Genomic DNA, 18,124 nt, shown 5'->3' with positions numbered 1-18,124 from the left:
CACCAGTCCATAATTTTACCCGTTCATAATCTTACCTGCTCATATAATGGCCGCCGCACCTTCTTCCGGGTCACCTCCACCAGATTCAGCGGTGTCATATCCACCAGCGTAGTCTGGATCGGATCTGCGGCAAGGAATGTTCGGAACTCTTTCAAAAAAGAGCTGACATTTTCTTCCGATTCCATATTGATAAAGTCGATGATGATAATTCCGGAGAGATTCCTCAGACGGATCTGACGTGCCGCCTCGCGGGCTGCCTCCAGATTCATCCTGAAGATTCCCTCTTCATTTTTCGCCTTCCCGATATTTTTACCGGAGTTGACGTCGATCACAGTAAGCGCTTCCGTAGGCTGTATCACCAGATAACCGCCGTGTTTCAGCCAGACCTTCTCTCCCAGAGCTTTCTCCAGGGCAGTCTGTGTGCTGTATAACTTTCCAAGGGGGAATTTCTCATCGTCATAGAGCCTTAAAAGTCCAAGTTTATCCGGTATTTCCACCTCAAAATAATTTCGTATACTTGTATACAATCCCTTATCTCCAACGATAATCTCTTCCATTCCTTCCATATAGACATTCTTCAGGTCTGAAATATAGGACGGCGGCGCTGATTTGAGACAGGAATAGCACACCCGCATCGGAGCAGTCTCCACGATCTTCTCGTATTCGCTGCGCAGACGCTCAATCTCCTCAATCACTTCTCTGAAATCCGCATCCTTTGCATTAGTGCGGACTATAATGCCGAAACGGTCGTTCTGTAGTTCCTTCAGGCGCTGTTTATACTCATCCCTCAGGCTGCGTGGCAGCTTCGACGATACACCGATCCTCGTATTCCCATGGGTCAGCACGGCAAATCTCCCGGTAAAGCTGATATTGCTTGTCACGGTCGGCGCCTTCGTCTTTACCGCCTCCTTGCTGATCTGTACCACAAGCTCGTCACCGATGCAGAGAGGCTTTTTCCCGATTTTATTCGTAAAAAGAGCTGTTCCGCACTCTTTCATGTCATAATAGCAGTTCACGCCGCTCTCGATTTCCACGAAAGCAGCGCCGATATTCTGCACAATATTCCTGACTTTTCCAATATAGATGTCCCCGATCAGATGACGTCTCTTTCCATCCCCGTCATCCGAAGCACAGTGGATCTCCACGATGTCATCATCCTCCAGAAAGAAGGTGCGGATCTGATGTTCCGTTTTTTCAATCAGAATCTTTCGTTTCATTCCAGTTCTTCCCCCAGATGTTCCAGAGTCACAAGTCTGCGCTCCCCGTCTTTCCCGCAGTCTGCATACATCTCCAGCCTGTGATATGAGAACACGGGCATCTCCCGCTCTTCGCCAGTCTCATGCCCACCGCCGGCGTCTTCTGTCCCGCCGCCATTCTTCACAGTTTCCGTATCCGCGGCGCCAATCCCGGCATAATCCATGAACGCCTCCATCACCAGATCCGGTTTCAGGTTCTCCGAACTTCCCGCTGCAAGCTGGAGAAAAATATCGTCTCCCCGGAGCTCCCACTGATAGATCAGCGGCCGGATATCCACTTCCCTCTCGCTCCGCTTTGTCTGTTTGACGATCCGGATCTCCGGCATAGACATAAACTCCCTGAACTTTTCTTTCCAGTCATCCGGCAGTGTCCCTTTTCTGAGGGAAACCAGATAGTCCGCCCCTGCAAGAATCGTCATGCCGGTCATCTTCTTCTCGTCGGAGATTTTCCGGAAGCTTAACACTTCGATTCCTTCTACGCACGCCTCATTCATCCGCCGCACTGCCTCATTGCTGCTGATCGGTTCAGTCAGCTCGATATCGAAATACTCGCCGTCACTGGAGAGTCCGATTCCCAGCGGACTGGCAAAAGACATAATCATATGCGGGCTGTATCCCCCGGTAAATGCGATGGGAATGTCTGCCCGCCGCATCACTTTCTGAAAGAAGCGCATCACATCGAGATGTCCGATAAAACGAAGCGCCCCGTATTTCCTGAACTTAATTCTTGCCTTCATAACAGACACCTCCTCCGAATTTTGCCGCGCCGCAGCCGGAACACTGCATCCGGCAGTTCGGCGTCACTTCGCCTTTCATAGCACGCTCCCACTCCCGGTATAAAAACTTCCTGCTCACGCCGGTATCGATGAAATCCCAGGGGAACAGCTCGTCCGGCTTTCTCTCCCTCAGGTTGTAAAAGTCAATATCCACTCCGGTATTCTCAAACGCCTGCATCCACAGGTCGCTGCGGAAACTCTCTGTCCAGGAATCGAACAGACAGCCCAGGCGGTAAGCCTCTTCAATCACAGCGCCCACTTTCCGGTCTCCCCGTGCCATCACGCCTTCCAGAACCGTACCTTCCGCGTCATGCCAGTTGTATTTCAGGCTCTTCCGGTTCAACTGCTCTTGGAACTCGTGCTTCACGATGGAAGCCCTTCTCACATACTCCTCCGCCGGATACATGGATGCCCACTGGAACGGGGTAAACGGCTTGGGAACAAAGAAGGAGGAACTTGCCGTGATCTGGCACTTCCCGTTTCTCTGATCCTTGGGAATCTCATAATATCTGCGCGCCACTCTGTCCGAAAGCCGTGCGATCTCCTTCATGTCCTCCTCTGTCTCCGTAGGCAGTCCGAGCATGAAGTAGAGCTTTACCTTGCTCCATCCTCCCTCGAATGCCTGTCCGGCGCCTTCCAGAATATCTTCCTCCGTCAGCCCCTTGTTAATCACATCACGCATTCTCTGGGACCCCGCTTCCGGAGCAAAGGTCAGGCTGCTCTTCCTCACATCCTGCACCCGGCTCATCACATCCAGAGAAAAAGCGTCGATCCGCAGGGACGGAAGAGAAATATTGATCCCTTTATCCTTGAACTCATCGATCAGGAAAAGTACCAGTTCTTTCAATTCCGAATAATCACTGGAACTTAAGGAGCTCAAAGAAATCTCCTCATGGCCGGTGCTTTTGAGCATGGCACGCGCATATTCTTTCAGGCGCTCCACATTTCTCTCCCTGGTGGGACGGTAGATCATGCCCGCCTGGCAGAAACGGCATCCGCGGATACATCCTCTCTGGATCTCCAGCACCACCCGGTCCTGGGTTGCCTTGATAAAAGGCACCACCGGTTTCTCCGGATACGGTGCGTCTGTCACATCCATAACCACCTGCTTTTTCACCACGGCAGGAGCATGCACATTGTTGGGTGTAAAGGACTTCAGCGTACCGTCTTCGTTGTACTCTGCATCATAGAAGGCCGGCACATAGATGCCCTCAATCTGTGCCGCCCTCTCCAGAAATTCCCTCCGGCTTCCGCCGCTTTGCTTCCATTCTTTATAGGCGTCAAAAAGCTCATCATAAGCGGTCTCTCCCTCGCCGACATAAAACAGATCAAAAAACTCTGCCAGAGGCTCCGGATTATATGCACATGGACCCCCGCCGATCACAAAAGGATCCTCATCTGTCCGCAAAGATGCATGGAGCGGGATATGGCTCAGCTCCAGAACCTGGAGAATATTCGTGTAGCACATCTCGAACTGGATCGTAACCCCCAGAAAATCGAAATCACGTACCGGATCCTGGGACTCCAGCGCAAAAAGGGGAATATTCTCCTCCCGCATAATTTTGTCCAGGTCCAGCCACGGCGAATAGACACGCTCGCACCAGACGTCTTGCCGCCGGTTGAACATGTCATAAAGGATCTTGATTCCCAGATGAGATTCGCCAATTTCATACGCATCAGGGAAACACATGGCAATCCGGATGTCCACCTGCTCCCTGTCCTTCATCACCGAATTCACCTCGCCGCCGATATAGCGGGCAGGTTTTTCTACTTTTAATAAAATATCATCACTTAAAGCCAGTTTTCTCATACTCAATTCCTTATTTTTCATTCTATATTTCATTCATTTTTTGCCTGTCCTTAATTGTACTATATGCATTATCATCTGTCAAAGTCTTATTTTCTGCTGTATACAGGGATACATATGAAAAAACACGGTCAAAAAATCACTCGGGAAATCCCGGGTGATCGTCACAGTTCTCCCCATGCCTCTTTCACCGCCTCCACATCGAAATCCGCCCCGATCTGATCCACGATCGCCGTGCTGTCCACCTCTGCTACAGACGTCCCGTTCTGATCCATGTACACGAAAAAGATAAAGCACAGAATCCCGATCACCAGGCGTATGTAAAAGCTGCCGCCGGACGGCCGGCTCTCCTCTTCACTGTTTTCATAGAGACTGTGATAGATATTTCCATACCGGGGATGCACAGCAGGCACATCCCGGTGTTCGTCGTAAAGTTTCCTTGTCTGCCGGAGCAGTTCTCTCCTGCGCATTTCCGAATCATTCATGACATTTCCTTCCCGGTTCCCGCATCAGCTTTTCCGGCTTTCCATTTCTGCATCCCACGGATTACAGAAAAATGCAGGAGCTCATTTACTGTCCTTTGCAATAAATTATTCTCCTGCATTTTCTCTTAGAACTTTATTTCCGCTCTTAATTTTCAAGCTTACCGATCTACCTGTCTGCCAGCTCGCTTGTAATATCTTCCCAGGTCACGCCGCGCTCAACCATGAGCACCATGGCGTGATAGAGGAAATCACAGATTTCATACTTGATCTCCTCCGGATTGGGATTCTTCGCGGCAATGACGATCTCAGTCGCCTCCTCGCCGACTTTCTTCAGGATCTTGTCGATTCCCTTATCAAACAGATAATTGGTATAAGATCCCTCTTTTGGATGAAGCCTGCGGTCCACAATCGTGTCATACACGGACTCGAATACCTGAAGCGGATTTTTCGCGTCATAGTCCGCGCCCACAATCGTCGTGTAGAAACAGGAGCGGTTCCCTGTATGGCAGGCGGCTCCCACCTGTTCTACCTTGGCAAGCAGGGTATCCTTGTCGCAGTCGATGGTCAGAGATTTCACATACTGGAAATGTCCGGATGTCTCGCCTTTTACCCACTGGCTCTGACGGCTGCGGCTGAAGTAGGTCATCCTTCCCGTCTTCACGGTATGTTCAAAAGCTTCCTCGTTCATGTACGCCATCATCAGCACCTCGTTGGTCTTGTAATCCTGGACAATCACAGGGATCAGACCGTCCGAATTCAGTTTGAATTCACTGAAATCCATCAGGCTCTCAAAGGACGTCATCTGGATTCCCGCATCCGCACAGATCTCCTTGAAGCGGTTGAAATCCATATCTGCGCTGCTGATAAACATACCGGAAACGCCTTTTACCCCGTCGCTCTTCAGGATGCGCAGGATCTCGCTCTCATCCATGGTATCCGTCACCACAACGCAGGGAATGCTAGTCACATTCATCACGGAATTCAGATCCAGCCTGTGCATGAATATCAGTTCGGAGCTGTATTCTTCCAGAAGATGCTGCTGCTTGAACAGCGCGTCAAAGTCGTTTAAGGACACGGCGATCCGCTCTTTTCCGAAACGTTTGGACACTTCCTCGATCAGGTCCAGGGACAGTTTCTTGGAGAAATTCAGCATGGCGCGCTTCGCGCCTGCGTAGAGAATCTTTTTCACATCCTCCGCCCGTCTTATATTTCCTCCGGCAGTCATCGGGATGCTGATGACCCGGTTTATCTTCTTCATCAGATCAATTGATTCATCATGTTCTTCATCCGAATTGGAGAGGTCGAAGACAATCAGTTCATCTGCGCCCCTCTCACAGTATTTTTTTGCCAGTCCGACGACATCGTCCGAGACAACGTTTCTGTCGTCAAACCATTTTACTGCCTTTCCACGGTCAATGAAGATACATGGAGTCAGTCTTTTATAACTCATAGTTCTGTATCTCCTTTTATTCGCTTTCCAGTTGTATATTTCCTTACAGGGACCCCTTGGTGGACCAGACATCTCTGATTCTCGGCTCCTCGGAAACCGCCATGTCAAGGGACTTTCCGAATGCCTTGAACAGAGCTTCCGCCATATGGTGGTTATTCCCCGGGTCCAGGATCTTCAGATGCAGGTTCATAGCTGCGCTGTAGGAGACGGCATAGAAAAATTCCCGCACCATCTCCGTGTCCATTCCGCCAAGACGGGGCACGGTAAACTCTGCCTGAAAATTCAGATAGGGTCTTCCGGAAAGATCCACTGCCCCAAGCGCCAGCGTCTCGTCCATGGGCAGGATAAAATATCCGTACCGGCGGATTCCGGCCTTGTCGCCCAGAGCGCGGGCGATTGCACTTCCCAGTACAATTCCGGTATCCTCGATGGTATGGTGGCTGTCCACCTCCAGATCCCCCTTTACGCTGACCTCCAGATCGAACAGCCCGTGACGGGCGAATCCGTCCAGCATATGGTCAAAAAACGGGATTCCCGTATCAATCTTTGTCTTCCCCTGCCCGTCCAGGTTCAGGGTAAGCGTTATGTCGGTTTCTTTCGTCTTCCGGCTGCATGACGCAGTTCTTCCTTCCATCCTGCTACCTCCTGCCTATTTCTCCTCAAAACGCACATGAATGGAATTCGCGTGTGCGGTCAGGTGTTCAGCCTTTGCAAATTTCTCAATATCCTCATGCACCTCTTCCAGCGCCTCCCGGGAATAGGAGATGATGCTCGATTTCTTGATAAAATCATCTACCGAGAGGGGAGAGAAAAACTTCGCCGTCCCATTGGTCGGAAGCACGTGGTTGGGCCCTGCGAAGTAATCGCCCAGAGGCTCGCTTGAGTACTCTCCGATAAAGATCGCTCCGGCGTTGCGGATCCGCGTCATTACATCGAAGGGATTAGCCGTCATAATCTCCAGATGTTCGGACGCAATGGCGTTCGCCGCGTCAATGGCGTCACCCAGCGTATCCGCCACAAGGATATGCCCGTAGTTGTCCAGTGACTTGCGGATGATCTCGCTTCTGGAGAGTTCCTTTAAAAATTCATCGATCTGAGCGGACACCTTCTCAGCCAGCTTCATACTCGTCGTGACAAGAATGGCACTTGCCAGTTCATCATGTTCTGCCTGGGAGAGCAGGTCTGCCGCCACATAGCGGGGATTGGCCGTCTCATCCGCCAGCACAAGAATCTCGCTGGGACCGGCGATGGAGTCGATACTCACATGACCGTATACGGCTTTCTTTGCCAGGGCAACGTAAATATTCCCCGGTCCCACAATCTTGTCCACCTTCGGAATGGATTCCGTTCCGTAAGCGAGCGCGCCGATGGCCTGGGCTCCCCCCACCTTGTAGATCCGGTCTGCCCCCGCCTCATTTGCCGCCACTAGGGTCGTCGGAGTTACCTTTCCGTCCTTTCCGGGCGGCGTCACCATAATGATCTCCTCGACGCCTGCCACCTTTGCCGGCATGATATTCATCAGCACAGAGGACGGATAGGCTGCTTTTCCTCCGGGTACATACACACCCACTCTCTGGAGAGCAGTCACCTTCTGTCCCAGGATCGTCCCGTCCGGACGGCTGTCGAACCAGCTGTACTGCATCTGTTTTGCATGGTAGGATTCAATATTCTTCAGGGCCCGGCGGATAATCCCCACCAGTTCATCGCCCACGATCCCGTACGCCTCATCGATCTCTTCCTTCGTCACGACAAGACTGGACGGATCCATATCCACACCGTCAAATTTCTTTGTGTAGGCAAACAATGCCTCGTCTCTTTTTTCCTTAACATTACGAAGAATTTCCTGAACGCTCTCCTCATACTGCCCGTAGCTGTTGGGGCTTCGTCTGAGCAGATCTTCCAGAAGATTACTCTTTGTATTTTCATCCAGTTTCTCAATACGCATTTTTATTTTCCCTCCTGAAGCAGGTTTCTCAAATTCGTAATCAGTTCCCGGATCCGCTCATTCTCCATCCGCATGCTGACCGGATTGACAATCATCCGTGCGGAGAGCGGGCAGACCTCCTCCAGAACCACAAGACCGTTCTCCTTTAACGTGGAACCGGTTTCCACAATATCCACGATGACCTCGGACAGCCCCACAATAGGCGCCAGTTCAATGGACCCGTTCATCTTGATGATCTCGACAGTCTGGTGTTTCTTATTATAAAAATAGTCCTTTGCGATCTTCGGATACTTGGTGGCAACCCGGATCAGCTCATGGTGCTTCAAAAGCTCCGCCGCATCCTGATAGCCGCACACGCACATCCGGCATTTTCCGAACCCGAGGTCAAGAACCTCGTGGACCTTCCTGCCCTCCTCGATGATGGTGTCCTTTCCGACCACGCCGATATCCGCCGCGCCGTACTCCACATAAGTCGGAACATCCGGCCCCTTTGCAAGGAAGAACTTCAGCTTCAGCTCTTCATTGGTAAAAATCAGCTTCCGTGAATTCTTATCCTTCATCTCCTCACAGGTGATGCCGAGCTTTTCAAGCATCTCGATGGTCTGGCTGGCAAGGCGCCCCTTGGTGAGGGCAAATGTCAAATATCTCATAGCAATGCTCCTTTATTTCTGCTTCTTTGCATCCACAGTTTTTTCTTCTCCGGTAGTCAGGTTTACCATCTCGATTTTCAGTTCGTCCCTCAGATACATCAGGCTTGAAATGGAGGAACGTTTTGCATATTCCTCGAACTTCTCCCTTGTATCCTCACTGTCCCGTTTGATCAGCACAATATTTCTCCCTCTGCTGCGGAAACTTCCCGCCAGGGAAACTGCCCAGTTCTCCGTGGCTTCCGTGTAGACGATCAGGTTCCTGTGTACCGGCTCAACCGTGATCTTCTGCCGGGAAAGAGCGCTCATCAGCTCATCGACAATAATGGCAAAACCGATGGACGGCGTATTCCTTCCAAATTTTTCAAGGAGATGGTCGTATCGGCCGCCCCGCACGATGGCATCCCCGGTTCCGTATGTGTAGGCACGGAAAATAATACCGCTGTAATATCCGTAGCTGCCGTTCATGCTCAGGTCAAAGGAGACATGGTCTTCCGCCCTGTATGCTTTCAACAGCTTATAGATCTGCTGCAGCCTGGTGATGGCCAGTCTGGCGTTTACATTGGGCGCAATGGCAGCAGCCTGCTCCAGGATCTCCGGACCGCCCATCAGTTCCGGCAGAATCTGGAACGCCTTCTTGACACTTCCCTTCACGCCGCGGTTGTCCAGAATCTCTTCCACGCCGAAATAATTGCGGTTGTTGATCAGAGTCCGGATCTCTTCCTTTTCTTCCTCCTCAAGTCCTGTGGATTCCATCAGGCTCTGGATAAAATCCACATGTCCCACATTGACCTGGAACTCCGTAAGCCCTGTCTTTTTCAGTCCGTCCACAACCATGGCAAGCATCTCCGTATCCGCTTCAATAGAGTCCAGACCGATCAGTTCGGCGCCAAGCTGGGTGTTCTCCTTAAGCCTTCCCTGGTAGCTGCTGTGATTGATAAACGTATTTCCCACATAGCAGAGACGGATGGGAAAGTCTTCCGTCTCAAAAAGCGTTGCCGCCGCCCGTGCCACGGAAGGCGTAATATCCGGCCGCAGTGACAGAATATTCCCCTCCCGGTCAAAAAACCGGTAAAGCTCCCGGGTGGAAGTCGATCCGATCTCCTTGCGGAACACGTCGTAATATTCAAAAGTCGGCGTCTGTATGTCCTGATAGCCGTACAGATGAAGCACATTTCCCAGCTCCCTCTGAAGTGCAAGCTTTGTCTCACATTCTCTGTTATATATATCCCGAACGCCCTCGGGGGTATGCAGTTTCTGTTCCATATAACGTCCCCTTTCACTTTAACGTGCTACTACGTTAAAATCCTTTTGTCATTATACGCACTTTCTTTTCTCCTGTCAATCCCGAATATCCAGGTCTTTCTGGATAAATTCAAGATAAGGAATGAAATACCCGTTCTTAAGTTCCATAAACCATCCCGGCTCCAGCTCCTCAAAGCGAAAGCTTTTCCTGCCGCCCGCTGCCGCCCGGTCCCAGAACTTCTTTATCTGCATGTATCTCATATAATATAGTTCACCGCGTGTACTGTAATAGATCAGAAGGAACGAGATGCCGCCCTGCTTCTCGAATTTCCCCATAAAATCCATCTGGTGCTCATGTACATTCTGAAGCGGAAAAGTATCTGCGCTGCACTCTTTCGCATCAAAGCAGACCGGAATTCCCTGAACCGCACCGATATAGTCCACTGTACTGATCTTTTCGAAATATGCCAGCGTGATGTGCCGGTGTTCCTTGTCGATCTTCACCGGTGTGATGGGGGTCGGAATCTTCTGGATCAGAGCCAGTCCCTGTTCCGAGTAGCGCTCGTTGGTGCGGTTTACCAGCTCCTCAAGGGTGGAGCCCCTCAGTCCTCTTGAATTCCAGGTTGCCATCCGTCCATCACTCCTTTGTCCCTGCAGATTCTCTCGAACAGTTCCGGCAGCGGGGCGCAGATTTCCTTTCCTGACAGGGATGAAAGAACACCCCTGTCCACCTGCGGCATGCACAGCCGGTATGCATGCAGCATCTGGGATGCAAGTCCATATGTCCGCTTCAGGTCATCGTTAAACCTTCTGTCCCCGTACTTGTAATCCCCTGCAAGAGGGTGCCCCTGGGAAGCCAGGTGGGCGCGGATCTGATGCGTCTTCCCGGTAATCAGATGAACCTCCAGAAGGGTCACTCCTTTGCTGCTCTTCAGGGGACGGTATTCCGTCTCAATGAGGGATGCACCATCGCGTCCGGCACTTCCCGGATTTTCTGCCGTATGCGGCTGCCCGGCTGTACGCCTGCCGCTTTTCCCGGCAAAAACCTCCACCCGGTTTGCCTCGTGATCCTTGACCAGGTATCCCCGGATGTACTCCGGACGCTCCACCTCACCTTTGACCAGACAGAGATAGTATTTCTTCATCGTCCTCTCCCGGAACATGGCGCTTAACTCCTGCAGCGCCGCCAGAGACTTTCCTGCAGCCACGATTCCGCTCGTGTTCCGGTCCAGACGGTTGCAGACCGCCGGATGGAACGTTCGCAGCTCCTCCTCTGTGATCTGCCCGGATTCAAGAAGATAGGCGGTCAGGTACTCCGTCAGGGATATGTCCTCCGGTCTCGCCTTCTGGGAAAGCATCCCCACAGGTTTGTCTATGAAAATGGTATCCGCGTCCTCATATAATATGTGCAGGCTTCCAGAAATATGTCCTGCCCGCTTCCGGTCATCCCGTCTGTCCGTGTGGGTCTTTCCGGCCACCGGAACAGCCGGAACCTGTGAAAATTTCCCGATTGTCTCGTCCGACAGGAACAGCTTCACCTGATCGCCCTCGGAAAGGATCTCGGAGCCGGACGCCTTCTTCCCGTTTAAGGTAATATTCTTTTTGCGCAGCATCTTGTAGAAAAAACTCCTGGGCGCCAGATTCATATATTTCCCGAGGAACTTGTCAAAACGCTGTCCCGCCTCGTTTTTCCCGATTGTGATCTCTTTCATGGCCTCTCCTAAATGAAAATATTCCGGTCTTTCCTACATGGATATATTCAGGATAATGGAGCGGATCTGCTCCTCTCTCTCCTTCGTATCTTCCTTCTCCACGGCGGCAATATTGTTCAGCCCTTCCGCCCTTGCCAGAAACGGCTTGTACTGGTTCAGGATCTTCACAGTAAGCCCCGTGATCTGGTTCTGCGCCAGAATACTCTTGATATGCCTTGCCAGCTCGTTTACATCCACCTTCTCATAGTGGGTATAGCCGAAAATATTATGCCCGGATATAACGATACAGTCCACCGGCATGATCTTCTCCCGGCTTGTGATGACCATATCGTAGCACACCGTCAGATGCCCGGTCTTCGCATCAATCTCCTCCGCCTTCTTCCGGTCAATGGACGGATACGGGAAGCGGGCGATCACGCCCACCAGAGCCTTGGCGGAGGGCAGACATCCCAGGATCGCCACTACGGTGAGAAGATTCAGCCTTGTGCCGGTCTGAAAATATCCCAGGAAAAAGATCGCCGCCACGATCCCGAAATAGATCACCGTCCGGATGATCTCCACCTTCTTTTTATAATCCAGATACCCTGGTGTTCCTTTTGCTGCTTTTTTCATTCTGATAATCTCTCCTCTATCTTCAGTATCAGCCCGTGGGGGATCAGTTTCGTCCCCACATGGACTGCTTTCATCGGCAGTCCGAATACAGACAGCGCTTTTCTCTTCCTGCTGTCCTTCAGCGCCTGGTGTACAACCTGAGGTGCCTTCGCCATGGTCAGCTTTTTCAGGGGGCTGTTCAATGCGCCGCTGACTGTGAAAAATTCCGTATCCACCGGTCCGGGACACACAGCTGTCACACAGATGCCCCTCTTTTGCAGCTCTGCCCCGAGTCCCCTGGAAAAACTCAGTACATAGGACTTGGTGGCCGCGTAGACGGCAAAGGATGGCTGGGGACAGAAGGCCGCTGCAGACGCCAGATTGATGATTCTGCTCCCCGCCGACATGTAGGGCAGACACATAAGCGTCATCCGGGTCAGCGCCCGGCAGTTCAGATCCACCATGTCTGTCTGGATCTTCGGATCCTCCCCGGCAATTTTCTCCACGGTTCCGCTCTTTCCGAATCCCGCCCCATTGACCAGCATCCGGATATCCGGATGTTCCTCTTTCAGAGCGGTATATAATTTCCTGTAAACCGGTTTCTTCCTCAGGTCTCCGTCAAAGATACGGACCTGGACCCTGCTGTTCTCTGCCAGGCGCTCCAACCGTTCCTTCCGCCTGGCAATCACCCAGATCTCGTCCAGATCCCGGTAAAAATATCCGATCTGCCGGACAAATTCCCGGCCCATCCCGGAGGAAGCCCCGGTGACTACTGCTGTCTTCATTCGGTCATCTCCTATTTTTTTCTGTGAATATTCCGGATCTTCTTCCTGCGTTTGTCCGGCTTCTGCTTTACAGATCCCCGGGACCTTTCCTGTCCCTGCCGCTCTGCCTGCCCGGACTTCTTCGGGCGGATCAGGCACTTCGGGCCGTATCCGACCAGATCCATGCGCCCGGCTTTCTCCAGTGCCTCCAGCACCAGGTCATAGAGCTTCGGGTTCCGATACTGGATCAGCGCCCTCTGCATGGCTTTCTCATGAGGACTTTTCGGCACATACACCGGCTTCATTGTCCGCGGGTCCAGACCGGTATAGTACATACAGGTGGACAGCGTGGAAGGCGTGGGATAGAAATCCTGCACCTGCTCCGGCATATATCCCAGATCCCGGCAGAATTCGGCAAGGCGCACCGCCTCTTTCAGGGTAGAACCGGGATGGGAGGACATAAGGTACGGCACAAGATACTGTTTCTTTCCGAGTTTCTCATTCATTTTCTGAAAGCGGCGGGTAAACTCCTCATACACCTGATGCTCCGGTTTTCCCATCAGTGCGAGCACCGGCGGCGCCACATGTTCCGGAGCGACTTTCAGCTGCCCGCTCACATGGTACTCACACAGCTCCCGCAGGAAATCATCCTTTTTGTCTGCCAGGAGATAATCAAATCGGATTCCCGAGCGGATGAACACCTTCTTCACCCCCGGAATCTTCCGCAGCTTCCGCAGCAGGCTGACATAGTCGCTGTGGTCTGCATCCAGATTGGGGCAGGGCTTCGGGAACAGGCACTGGCGTTCCCGGCACACGCCGTGTTCCATCTGCTTCTTACAGGACGGGTGCCGGAAATTCGCGGTGGGGCCGCCCACATCATGGATATACCCTTTGAAATCCTTCTCCTTTGTGATCTCCTCTGCCTCGTGAATCAGCGACTCGTGGCTCCTTACCTGAACGATTCTTCCCTGATGGAATGTCAGGGCGCAGAAGCTGCATCCGCCGAAACATCCTCTGCTGCTGATCAGGCTGAAACGGATCTCCGCGATGGCGGGAACACCGCCTTTCTCCTCGTAAGACGGATGATAAGTTCTCGTGTAGGGCAGTCCGTACACATCATCCATCTCCGTCTGGCTCAGAGGCGTAGATGGGGGATTCTGCAGCACATAGAGATAATCCGAATAGGGCTCGGCAAGCCGCTTTCCGTTAAAGGCGTCTGTGTTCACATACTGGGTATAAAAGCTCTGGGCATATTTTTTCTTATCCGCTGTCAGTTCCCGATAGGAAGGAAGAATCAAAGCATCCGGAAAATTCTCCAGGCCCTTTACCTTCACCACCGTCCCGGAAATATATGTCAGCTCTTCCACCGGAATTCCTGCATCCAGAGCATCAGCGATCTCCACGATGGAGCGTTCTCCCATGCCGTAGGAAATCATATCAGCCCCGGAATCGAGAAGGATGGAACGCTTCAGGGAATCAGACCAGTAATCATAGTGCGCGAGCCTGCGCAGGCTCGCCTCAATCCCGCCCAGGATAATCGGCGTCTTCTTATAGGTCTGACGGATCAGGTTGCCGTACACTGTGCAGGCATGATCCGGCCGCTTTCCCATCTCTCCGCCGGGAGTGTATGCATCCGTCTTCCGATGTTTTTTCGATACCGAGTAATGATTCACCATGGAATCCATGTTCCCCGCAGTCACCAGGAATCCCAGTCTGGGTTCCCCGAACACGCAGACGCTGTCCGGATCTCTCCAGTCCGGCTGTGAAATGATCCCCACCCGGTAACCACGGGATTCCAGAACGCGGCTGATGACAGCATGACCAAATGACGGATGATCCACATAGGCATCCCCGATCACGTAGACAAAATCCACCTGATCCCATCCCCGCTCCTCCATCTCTGCTTCTGTCACCGGCAAAAATCTCTGTTCCATCTGTCCACTCCCGTATGGTTTATTTGATGCATGTCACACTTACTTTCTGCATCTCTCATATGTATTGTCCCTGATCTCAAAGAAATCATGAATAAAATAATCCGCCAGACGCTTCTTCTCCGCCTCGTCCGGCCTGGAAAATTCATCGTCCACGGCGCACACTTCCATGCCCGCATTCTTTCCCGCCAGAATCCCGTTTGGCACGTCCTCGAACACCAGGCACTCTTCCGGCTTCACGCGGAGATCTTCCGCCACTTTCAGGTAGACGTCCGGCGCCGGCTTACCTGCCGCCACCTCACAGGAGGTACGGATTGAATCAAAATATTTCATCAGGTCCCTGGCACAAAGCGCCGCCTCGGCGATGGTCCTGTCATTGCTTGTGGCGATTCCCATCAGCACACCCCGGCTCTTCATAGCGTCCAGGAACTCCACGGCTCCCGGCTTCGGAAATACCCGGGTTGCATAGAGATCCACCGTCATCTCCTGCCATTCCGCTTTCACCTGATCCACTGTTCTGTGCAGGTTGGAAAAAGTATCTACAAAATACTGTGCTGTCTCCGTATAGCTCTTGCCCTCGATGGCCTTATGGAAATCATCCGGCTGTACCAGATCGTATTTCTTCATGTAAATACGGTCCACCTCCGGCCAGATCCACATGGAATCCACCAGTGAACCGTCCATATCAAAAATCACTGCTTTCTTTCCGCTTAACATAACGCTCTGATCTCTTCCTCCGTCAGTTTCCGGTATTCTCCGGTTTTCAAATCTTCATCCAGCACCAGGCTTCCCATACGGATCCGCTTCAGGTACACGACTTCTTTCCCCACAGCCTGAAACATCCGCTTAACCTGGTGGAATCTGCCCTCCCGGATCGTCAGCCGGATTTCCGAAAAGAACATTCCCTCAGACGCAGCTCCTTTTTCTGCCGCCGCCTCTTTTTCCACCCGCAGAATCTCCAGTTCTGCAGGAAGCGTCAGCTTCTCATCCCCGATATCCACCCCACGGGCAAAAGCCTCTTTGTCCTCTTCTGTCACCTCTCCCGCGACACGGGCAAAATACACTTTGTCCACATGCTTTTTCGGGGAGAGAAGCCGATGCGCCAGATCCCCGTCATTTGTAATCAGGAGCAGCCCCTCTGTGTCTTTGTCCAGTCTTCCCACGGGAAACAGATCCTTCCTCTGCCGTTCCCCGATCAGACCGACCACAGTGCCGTCCCGGCTGTCTTCCGTCGCGGAAACCACTCCCGCAGGCTTGTTCAGCATATAATATTCATAGCGGATGTAGGAAATTTCCGTTCCCTGAAATGTAACCCGGTCTGTATCCGGGTCTACTTTCTCCTCCGGGCGCAGAGCTGCTTTTCCGTTGATGTTTACATTTCCCCGGCTGATCTCCTTTTTAACCTGCGTTCGTGTGCCGCATCCCATCTCCGCGAGATATCTGTCCAGTCTCATCCTGCTCATGACTGCCACCGCCACCCGGGAAGATATTTGTTCTTGAGCATCTGGTTGCCAAGTTTTCCAAAACCGAGCGGATATCCGTCCACACAGACCAGATACCAGCCTTTCTCTTTCCGGGAAACCAGATCTTCCACATCCAGAGTCTCCCCTTTCAGGTAACGCACCACCCGCTCGTCCGACACCGGCAGGTCAAGAATGTTGGCATACTCTTCCCTTTTCAGGTTCATTGCCAGAGCCTGGCTCGGTTCGAAACGGTTCTTTTTCAGCTCTCCCAGGAGCAGTCCGGTCCTCAGGAAACGGATTCCTTTCAGCTCCGGCACGCCCTCCGGCATGTAGCAGACTCTCTCCCCGCGGATCTCGATTCTGGAAGGTTCCAGATCCCGGTCGATCAAAGCAAGGAACTCCGCCAGTTCTCCCGGCAGCCTGACCGGTTTTCCGGAGAGACTGACCTGCCTTCCTGCTGACGTCGCTTCCCCTTTTTTCAGCAGGGCGAGAAAATGTCCCTCTCCTTTCATTCTGTGAGGGAAAATCCGCACCGTCTTTTTCAGATCTTCCCGCTTCGACTGCGAAGCCTCCGGAATTCCCTCCGAAAAACCTTCATAGCCTTCCATCTCACAGATCGTGAACTCCGGATGGTTCTCAAGCAGATACTCAATGGTCTGCTCGTTTTCCTCCGGGGAAAAGGTACAGGTGGAATAAAGCATCAGCCCGCCCGGCCGCAGCATATCCGCGGCCTGCATGACAATACTCCTCTGGATCTTCGAGAAAAATCCGGGGCCGTGTTCCTCCCAGGCACGCACCATCTTTCGGTCCTTGCGGAACATCCCTTCCCCGGAACATGGGGCGTCGATCAGAATCTTGTCAAAGTATTCCCGGAAATAAGGCACCAGTTTTCCCGGCTCTTCACTCAGGACAAGGACATTTCCGATGCCGAAAAGTTCCAGATTCTTTAACAGTCCTTTTGCCCGGGAATTGCTCAGATCATTTGCCGCCAGAAGTCCCGTCCCGCCAAGTTTTGCACCCAACTCCGTGGCCTTTCCGCCGGGGGCGGCGCACACATCAAGCACCCGGTCCCCTGCCTCCACGGGAAGCCGGTCCGCCGGCGTCATGGCGCTGGGTTCCTGCAGATAGTAAAGTCCCGCGAAATAATAGGGATGTTTGGCAGGCTGATATTTCTCCCCGTCATAATAGAATCCGTTGTGAATCCACGGCACCCTTTCAAGCGGCCATGGCGCAATCTCAAGGAAGTCCTCCACGGATATCTTCGATGTATTGACACGGAGCCCGTAGTGCCGGGGTTCGTCAAAGCAGGCGAGATAGCGCCCATACTCTTCTTCCCCAAGAAGCTCCCTCATGTTTTTCTCAAATGTATCTGGCAGATTCATCTGTCTCCTCCATTATGCAAATAACAATAACAGATCTATTATACCATGCACCCCCGGGAGATGAAAGGTGAAATTTATTCTTTTGTTTTTTGGCAAAAACTCTCTTGAAATTATCCGCATAATGTGTTAACATCAACCCATCTTAAACGGGATGCGTATCGCAATATTCTTCCCCGTCAGAGATTCCGGTAGTTCTTTGCCCTACATATTTCCGGGGTAAAAATCAACCACTTGTAACTGTAAACCGCATTCGCTATAATGTAGAAAGGGAAAAGTCTATGAAAAATGAACTTGCCGGGGATCTCACTCTGGCGAAAGGGAAAAGCCAGTATGATACATACTGCAAACGGATTCTTGCAAACAAGGTCATCCTTGCCTGGATTCTGAAATACGCGACAGAAGAGTTCAGGGAAATGGAGATCAGCCAGATTAAAAAGTGTATCGGGACGGATATACAGGTGGCTGAGGTAAAAGTCCTGCCCGGCCAGACCAATACACAGACCGGTATGGCAGACAGAATGGTGCCCGGCATGACGGATACAGAGAAGGTTGCATTAGAAGCGCAGGAAGATTCCGTACCGGGAGAAGGAGAACTCTATTATGACATCCGCTTCTCCGTATACTATGCCCGCATGAAACGTCAGATCAAGCTGATTATTAACGTAGAAGC

The 18,124-nt window shown here is 52.1% G+C and carries 17 protein-coding genes and 1 pseudogene; 1 reads left to right on the top strand and 17 read right to left on the bottom strand.

Annotated features, from left to right (window positions below):
- Positions 1-23: 23 nt before the first annotated feature.
- The 17 genes from B5F07_RS11585 to B5F07_RS11505 form a co-directional block, all read right to left on the bottom strand.
- Positions 24-1,217 (bottom strand): ribonuclease E/G, encoded by a 1,194-nt coding sequence (locus B5F07_RS11585; RefSeq protein ID WP_087161448.1) that lies wholly within the window; start codon positions 1,215-1,217, stop codon positions 24-26.
- Positions 1,214-1,993, bottom strand: a complete 780-nt coding sequence (locus B5F07_RS11580; protein ID WP_087161447.1) for a TIGR03936 family radical SAM-associated protein — start codon at positions 1,991-1,993, stop codon at positions 1,214-1,216. The genes B5F07_RS11585 and B5F07_RS11580 overlap by 4 nt, the downstream gene beginning before the upstream one ends.
- Entirely contained in the window at positions 1,977-3,842 is a 1,866-nt protein-coding gene (locus B5F07_RS11575) for a TIGR03960 family B12-binding radical SAM protein (protein WP_087161446.1), read from the bottom strand. Before B5F07_RS11575 ends, B5F07_RS11580 begins: the two co-directional genes overlap by 17 nt.
- Before the next feature lie 161 nt (positions 3,843-4,003).
- Complete coding sequence (locus B5F07_RS11570; protein WP_087161445.1) at positions 4,004-4,324, bottom strand: hypothetical protein; 321 nt, start codon at positions 4,322-4,324, stop codon at positions 4,004-4,006.
- A 166-nt stretch (positions 4,325-4,490) separates the two neighbouring features.
- Complete coding sequence (hisIE, locus tag B5F07_RS11565; protein ID WP_087161444.1) at positions 4,491-5,774, bottom strand: bifunctional phosphoribosyl-AMP cyclohydrolase/phosphoribosyl-ATP diphosphatase HisIE; 1,284 nt, start codon at positions 5,772-5,774, stop codon at positions 4,491-4,493.
- 43 nt (positions 5,775-5,817) lie between these two features.
- Positions 5,818-6,408 (bottom strand): imidazoleglycerol-phosphate dehydratase HisB, encoded by a 591-nt coding sequence (gene hisB, locus B5F07_RS11560; RefSeq protein ID WP_087161443.1) that lies wholly within the window; start codon positions 6,406-6,408, stop codon positions 5,818-5,820.
- A 15-nt stretch (positions 6,409-6,423) separates the two neighbouring features.
- Entirely contained in the window at positions 6,424-7,719 is a 1,296-nt protein-coding gene (hisD, locus tag B5F07_RS11555; RefSeq protein WP_087161442.1) for a histidinol dehydrogenase, read from the bottom strand.
- 2 nt (positions 7,720-7,721) lie between these two features.
- Positions 7,722-8,369: an ATP phosphoribosyltransferase gene (gene hisG, locus B5F07_RS11550; protein ID WP_087161441.1), complete on the bottom strand. Its 648-nt coding sequence runs from the start codon at positions 8,367-8,369 to the stop codon at positions 7,722-7,724.
- Positions 8,370-8,381: 12 nt separating this feature from the next.
- Positions 8,382-9,632 (bottom strand): ATP phosphoribosyltransferase regulatory subunit, encoded by a 1,251-nt coding sequence (hisZ, locus tag B5F07_RS11545; protein WP_087161440.1) that lies wholly within the window; start codon positions 9,630-9,632, stop codon positions 8,382-8,384.
- 75 nt (positions 9,633-9,707) lie between these two features.
- Positions 9,708-10,241 carry a Holliday junction resolvase RecU gene (locus B5F07_RS11540; protein WP_087161439.1) on the bottom strand — a complete coding sequence of 178 codons (534 nt, stop codon included), beginning with the start codon at positions 10,239-10,241 and terminating at the stop codon, positions 9,708-9,710.
- On the bottom strand, positions 10,214-11,323 hold the full coding sequence (locus tag B5F07_RS11535) for an RluA family pseudouridine synthase (RefSeq protein WP_087161438.1): 1,110 nt from the start codon (positions 11,321-11,323) through the stop codon (positions 10,214-10,216). Before B5F07_RS11535 ends, B5F07_RS11540 begins: the two co-directional genes overlap by 28 nt.
- Positions 11,324-11,356: 33 nt before the next feature.
- Positions 11,357-11,935 (bottom strand): hypothetical protein, encoded by a 579-nt coding sequence (locus tag B5F07_RS11530; protein WP_087161437.1) that lies wholly within the window; start codon positions 11,933-11,935, stop codon positions 11,357-11,359.
- Entirely contained in the window at positions 11,932-12,699 is a 768-nt protein-coding gene (locus B5F07_RS11525) for an SDR family NAD(P)-dependent oxidoreductase (RefSeq protein ID WP_087161436.1), read from the bottom strand. The genes B5F07_RS11530 and B5F07_RS11525 overlap by 4 nt, the downstream gene beginning before the upstream one ends.
- Before the next feature lie 11 nt (positions 12,700-12,710).
- Entirely contained in the window at positions 12,711-14,612 is a 1,902-nt protein-coding gene (locus B5F07_RS11520; RefSeq protein ID WP_087161435.1) for a YgiQ family radical SAM protein, read from the bottom strand.
- A 39-nt stretch (positions 14,613-14,651) separates the two neighbouring features.
- On the bottom strand, positions 14,652-15,326 hold the full coding sequence (locus tag B5F07_RS11515) for an HAD family hydrolase (RefSeq protein ID WP_087161434.1): 675 nt from the start codon (positions 15,324-15,326) through the stop codon (positions 14,652-14,654).
- Positions 15,320-16,072, bottom strand: coding sequence for a pseudouridine synthase (locus B5F07_RS11510; RefSeq protein ID WP_087161433.1), 753 nt, complete (start codon positions 16,070-16,072; stop codon positions 15,320-15,322). The genes B5F07_RS11515 and B5F07_RS11510 overlap by 7 nt, the downstream gene beginning before the upstream one ends.
- Entirely contained in the window at positions 16,069-17,454 is a 1,386-nt protein-coding gene (locus tag B5F07_RS11505; RefSeq protein ID WP_087161432.1) for an RsmF rRNA methyltransferase first C-terminal domain-containing protein, read from the bottom strand. Before B5F07_RS11505 ends, B5F07_RS11510 begins: the two co-directional genes overlap by 4 nt.
- A 278-nt stretch (positions 17,455-17,732) precedes the next feature.
- Here B5F07_RS11505 and B5F07_RS11500 point away from each other — a divergent pair.
- Positions 17,733-18,124 (top strand): annotated as a pseudogene (locus B5F07_RS11500) (hypothetical protein); the annotation flags it as partial.

The sequence above is a fragment of the Lachnoclostridium sp. An169 genome (assembly GCF_002160525.1).
Lineage (GTDB): Bacteria > Bacillota > Clostridia > Lachnospirales > Lachnospiraceae > Mediterraneibacter > Mediterraneibacter cottocaccae.
Note: the sequence above shows the minus strand (reverse complement) of the source record. Positions and strands in the feature narration are given on the sequence as shown.

Bases quoted from the DNA above. Each gene is read 5' to 3' on its own strand.
- B5F07_RS11525 (WP_087161436.1), bottom strand. From the start codon at position 12,699: ATGAAGACAGCAGTAGTCACCGGGGCTTCCTCCGGGATGGGCCGGGAA.
- B5F07_RS11520 (WP_087161435.1), bottom strand. From the start codon at position 14,612: ATGGAACAGAGATTTTTGCCGGTGACAGAAGCAGAGATGGAGGAGCGG.
- B5F07_RS11535 (WP_087161438.1), bottom strand. From the start codon at position 11,323: ATGAAAGAGATCACAATCGGGAAAAACGAGGCGGGACAGCGTTTTGAC.
- B5F07_RS11515 (WP_087161434.1), bottom strand. From the start codon at position 15,326: ATGTTAAGCGGAAAGAAAGCAGTGATTTTTGATATGGACGGTTCACTG.
- B5F07_RS11585 (WP_087161448.1), bottom strand. From the start codon at position 1,217: ATGAAACGAAAGATTCTGATTGAAAAAACGGAACATCAGATCCGCACC.
- B5F07_RS11580 (WP_087161447.1), bottom strand. From the start codon at position 1,993: ATGAAGGCAAGAATTAAGTTCAGGAAATACGGGGCGCTTCGTTTTATC.
- B5F07_RS11505 (WP_087161432.1), bottom strand. From the start codon at position 17,454: ATGAATCTGCCAGATACATTTGAGAAAAACATGAGGGAGCTTCTTGGG.
- hisIE (WP_087161444.1), bottom strand. From the start codon at position 5,774: ATGAGTTATAAAAGACTGACTCCATGTATCTTCATTGACCGTGGAAAG.
- B5F07_RS11530 (WP_087161437.1), bottom strand. From the start codon at position 11,935: ATGAAAAAAGCAGCAAAAGGAACACCAGGGTATCTGGATTATAAAAAG.
- B5F07_RS11570 (WP_087161445.1), bottom strand. From the start codon at position 4,324: ATGAATGATTCGGAAATGCGCAGGAGAGAACTGCTCCGGCAGACAAGG.
- hisB (WP_087161443.1), bottom strand. From the start codon at position 6,408: ATGGAAGGAAGAACTGCGTCATGCAGCCGGAAGACGAAAGAAACCGAC.
- hisD (WP_087161442.1), bottom strand. From the start codon at position 7,719: ATGCGTATTGAGAAACTGGATGAAAATACAAAGAGTAATCTTCTGGAA.
- hisZ (WP_087161440.1), bottom strand. From the start codon at position 9,632: ATGGAACAGAAACTGCATACCCCCGAGGGCGTTCGGGATATATATAAC.
- B5F07_RS11575 (WP_087161446.1), bottom strand. From the start codon at position 3,842: ATGAGAAAACTGGCTTTAAGTGATGATATTTTATTAAAAGTAGAAAAA.
- hisG (WP_087161441.1), bottom strand. From the start codon at position 8,369: ATGAGATATTTGACATTTGCCCTCACCAAGGGGCGCCTTGCCAGCCAG.
- B5F07_RS11540 (WP_087161439.1), bottom strand. From the start codon at position 10,241: ATGGCAACCTGGAATTCAAGAGGACTGAGGGGCTCCACCCTTGAGGAG.
- B5F07_RS11510 (WP_087161433.1), bottom strand. From the start codon at position 16,072: ATGAGCAGGATGAGACTGGACAGATATCTCGCGGAGATGGGATGCGGC.